The 4055-nt window shown below is 54.6% G+C and carries 2 protein-coding genes; both read right to left on the bottom strand.

Annotated elements, in window-relative coordinates; translation table 11 throughout:
- Positions 1-775: 775 nt before the first annotated feature.
- Entirely contained in the window at positions 776-2584 is a 1809-nt protein-coding gene (locus EGJ86_RS24715) for a hypothetical protein (RefSeq protein WP_256672514.1), read from the bottom strand.
- Positions 2584-4011 carry an AAA family ATPase gene (locus tag EGJ86_RS24710; protein WP_256672513.1) on the bottom strand — a complete coding sequence of 476 codons (1428 nt, stop codon included), beginning with the start codon at positions 4009-4011 and terminating at the stop codon, positions 2584-2586. Before EGJ86_RS24710 ends, EGJ86_RS24715 begins: the two co-directional genes overlap by 1 nt.
- Between the last annotated feature and the right edge of the window lie 44 nt (positions 4012-4055).

Raw genomic sequence — 4055 nt, 5'->3', positions numbered from 1 at the left:
CGTCTTGCTCATGGTGTCTCCGGTTCGGAGCGACAGTGTCGCTCATGAGTCGGTTACACAAAAATTCGTACACCCTCGGTCTAGAAAACGAATGCACAGGCACACCCTTGAACGGCCTCGGCGCTTAGCCTCTGCATGGGGTTGTTGCCGCGTAACGCATTTGAATGAAAGATCTTTTTTTGCCTGCGATTAGCCTGCAAACATTATCCACTTCGGCTGAGCCGAGCCAGCTTGGCGCAACCTTCCGATACGCAGCAGTTCGACAGGACAACCCAGGAGAGGCACCTTCACTTAAGCGAGCCAACAACGGCTGCGAAAAAGTGAGCCCGTTACCGTGTTAAGCACAAACGGGCACCAAACGGGCACCAGAAATAGGTTTGTGACATTAACTCAAAAACTCGCAGGCATAAAAAAATCCAGACACCGTTAAGTGACTGGATTTTCTAGGGTTTTTTGGTCGGGACGGAGTGATTCGAACACTCGACCCCTTGCACCCCATGCCGGAGGTCTAGCTTATAAAGCATTGATTTTATTAGAATATTTTATGAGCGCTCGCTGCAGCCACTGCTCTATTCTATCCAACGGTTTTCAACGATTCCCCGCAAAAGTCCCTGAGCAGATCGGCACAGCCCAAGCTCTACTGGAGCTACCTTCTGCCCAGAAGCGGCGTTCCCGCATCGCGCGGCCACTTAACAAAACTTCTAAAGCTCGCGGTGTGCCATCGGGCGACTGAACCGCCCTGGGTTTTGTGCAAGCTCGTCTTTGGTGGGCCACCCTATATGTCCACAGAGAACGCCCTTCGACCGGTCACAGAGAAGCCCGCAATACGCTCATGAAGCACCTGTTCAAATACAAAAGCTCGTCCTTGCCGCCGCAAGTAACGCTCAGTACGACAGGCCTTACAGTATGCCCTAAACCCTGCAGGGCTCTGGAAAACCAAGCGAGCACTGGCAGTGCAAACAGGGCATTTCTCTAAAGAAAGAATCGCCTGGTTATGGCACTCCAAATCTACCGCTTGCTGAGTTGAGTTCGAGGTGATTAATGCGTCCTTGAGCACAGCAACTGCCTCACCAGGCAAGGCCTCAGTGACACTCAGTTCATGGCGTTCTGGATTGATTTTAACTCCCGAGAAATGCCCAGCCTTGGCCAGCACCTCTTTCGAAATTTTGCTCAACACCTGACCATAAGAACGCAGAGCCATACGGCAAAGCGCCTGGTCTACCAGCAGGCCAAAGCGCTCGATGCAGTACATGTCCGATGGTGACAGCGGTATCCACTGACCCAGGCAGGCAGTCGCACCAATCTCCAGACCGATTGCGGGCCAGGCGATAAATCGGTTTTCGCTCTGCAGGTTAACCTCAAACTGAGGCGCATCACTGAACCAGGGCACGATAGTGAGCAGAGGCGCACCCGGTTCCATCCCCACCAGAGACGAACTCACCAGTTGCCACTCCAGCCCTGCCTGCTGAATTCGTATGCGCCTACCAGCCCAGACACCCTCATCCTTACCATTTAGATAAGGAAACAGTGCATGCCTCATAACCAAGCCTGCATAGCTTGAATAGGCAGCAGCGAAGTACTGATTCTTCCTTAAACGCTCTTCGGGTGCAGCACGATCTGCCTGCGTCGCCTTGGCCAGGAGATCCCACAAAATCGCCAGATGCCTATAGTGTTGGTCGTGACTGAGAATATTCGTCAGATGTAGCGCACCTGTTACCTGAGCCTGCCGACTGACCAGCAGGTAAAGGCCACCCTGCTGCAGTCCCACAATCGTTCGATGCAGGCGCTCAAGAGTCGCATGCGTCTCGCCGAGCAACTTAGATGCACTGCTGGTTTGCGCTTCGTTGAATGTCTGCCCCCATAACCGGCAAATCTCGTCGCGCAAACGATGATGGACATTCTCCGACTCATAGAAACGTAGGGCTTGATCCAGCGTTTCCTGCACCCCCCGCAGCTCCGCCAGGCGCACACGCAGGTAGAGCTCGATCTTGTCTAATAAGCGAGCATAAACACAATTCTCATAGATGCCGTAATCATCCTCACTGAAGCGAGCCAGTACCTTTTTGGGGATCACACCACTCAAGGTCTGCCGCTGCCAGCACTCCGAGTGCGAGGCCAGATGCACCAAAGCCCCTTTTGCCAAACGGCGTGCGCGCCCGATATCAGCCACCTCATCCTCATAATGAAGATCAAGGCGCGGACGCTGCGAGATGTGATGCAGATGCCCTTGCTTCACCACATCCAGAAGCTGCTCCTCAAAAGGCTGCAGATGGCTCTTGGCATCAATGATGGAAGCGGGCATCAGAGGGGACATCAAAGGCGCCTGCAGCGCCTCGGCATCAATAGTCGTAATGACCTTGCTCAGCAATTCCGTTGCCGCCGCCAGACTTTTTTGCGACGGCGTAAAACTGCAAGCCTCATCACCCAACTGACAGCGCTGGTTCCCATCACTCACCAACACACCCGTAAATACCGGTGTATGTCCATTGAACGCAGGCCCGTCACCCACAGACTGATAGCGACCGGGCTGGATGAGGGCCGGCAAGTGCCGGCACTGCTCACCAGTAAAACGATCAATCCACATCAGCTACGCCCATCCAAGCGACGAATATCAGCCTCCAACAGCTCCATAGACTTACGCGGATCACCCGCCAGATCAGCGCTGATCCAGAACTCCTCCAGAGCGCCCTTAAGATTACGCAGCGTCTCGGCAGAAACGTTGTAGCGGCCGGTCACTTTGCCAGGACGCATGATTCTCGTGGCCAGCAAGTGATCGAGCGCCTCCCCCGAAGAAGCCCCGCAGGCCAGCATGACAGGGATGAAATCCAGCGCCTGTTTTTCAAAGCGGTTCCCCCAGCCCAGCTCAAACTGGCTGCCCAACTGTTCGGTGAAGGCATCGCCGGTCAAGTCCTTCAGCAGCTTGATGACCTCCTCCTTGTGCTCAGCACGTGCCTTGCCAAATGCCTTGCGCAAGGAACGATAAGAGTAGTTGGCCGGCTCAAACGGCTTGATCGTGAAGCGCTTATCCTGCTTGGGCAGAGTCATTACATGAGCACGATCATAGGTCTTGTCCGCCAGCTCATTGGTGGTTTCATCGTGGTTGGCAGTACCAATAAACCAGACATTGGCCGGTACCCTGATCTTGCGCCCCTCGCCCAGCATCGCAGGGGCATTGGACAACAACGTTTCCGAGAGGCTGATCAATCGCTCATCCGGGTTGTTCTTCTCCAGGGCAGAGAGGAACTCGGCAAAATACTGCTCAGGGCGCGACAGGTTCATCTCATCCAGCAAGATGATGTTGCAGGTATCCTCCCAGCGCGGCGTCTGCGCTTTGTATAGCGCCTGTAAGCAGTCCTTCTCGTAGAAGCGTCGCTCGAAAGCATTGTAATGACCAAGCAGATCGTCGCGATCACGCCAGCCGGCCTGCACCGCGATATCGGTGCAAAAGCCCCCCATCGCTTTGGCAAAAGCCTTGGCCAAACTGGTTTTACCGGTCCCGCTGATACCCTGGAAGACATGCAGCTGGCTCATGGCCAAACCACCCAGCAGTACCCGGATATCCTCGATCGGATAGAACAGTTCTACATACTTTTCAGCTTTAGCAATCCGGTGCTGCAACTGCGAGGCAAATGTCTCGAGATCAGGCACTTCATCCAGATCCATACGCGCCCGGTAATCACGCTCGCTATCCATCAGCGACATGGCCGGGAATGGCGTCTGGGTCTTCTGCGCACTGGTCAGCTGCTCGATGCGACTTTCCAGGTCATCAATGTGCACCGCGAGCGTATTCTTGTGTTGCTCCAGAACGCGTTTCTCACGTGCGACAGCCTCAAGCTCTGTAGACGCGACACGCTTACTGCTCAACTCACGACGCAGCTCATCCCGCTCAGGGCGTAGCTCAGCCACTTCCCTTTCAAGATCAGCCTTGCTGTCGCGCAGATAGTCGTTATCACGCTGCAATTGCGCCGTATCCGATTGGAGGGTGTACGAATTTTTGTGTAACCGACTCATGAGCGACACTGTCGCTCCGAACCGGAGACACCATGAGCAAGACG

The sequence above is a fragment of the Pseudomonas sp. o96-267 genome (assembly GCF_003935465.1).
In the GTDB taxonomy this organism is placed as follows: Bacteria; Pseudomonadota; Gammaproteobacteria; order Pseudomonadales; family Pseudomonadaceae; genus Aquipseudomonas; species Aquipseudomonas sediminis.
The sequence above is the reverse complement of the archived record's forward strand: the minus strand, read 5'-3'. Positions and strand labels throughout refer to the sequence as shown.

Coding starts and splice junctions, on each gene's coding strand:
- EGJ86_RS24715 (WP_256672514.1), bottom strand. CDS start 2,584: ATGTGGATTGATCGTTTTACTGGTGAGCAGTGCCGGCACTTGCCGGCC.
- EGJ86_RS24710 (WP_256672513.1), bottom strand. CDS start 4,011: ATGAGTCGGTTACACAAAAATTCGTACACCCTCCAATCGGATACGGCG.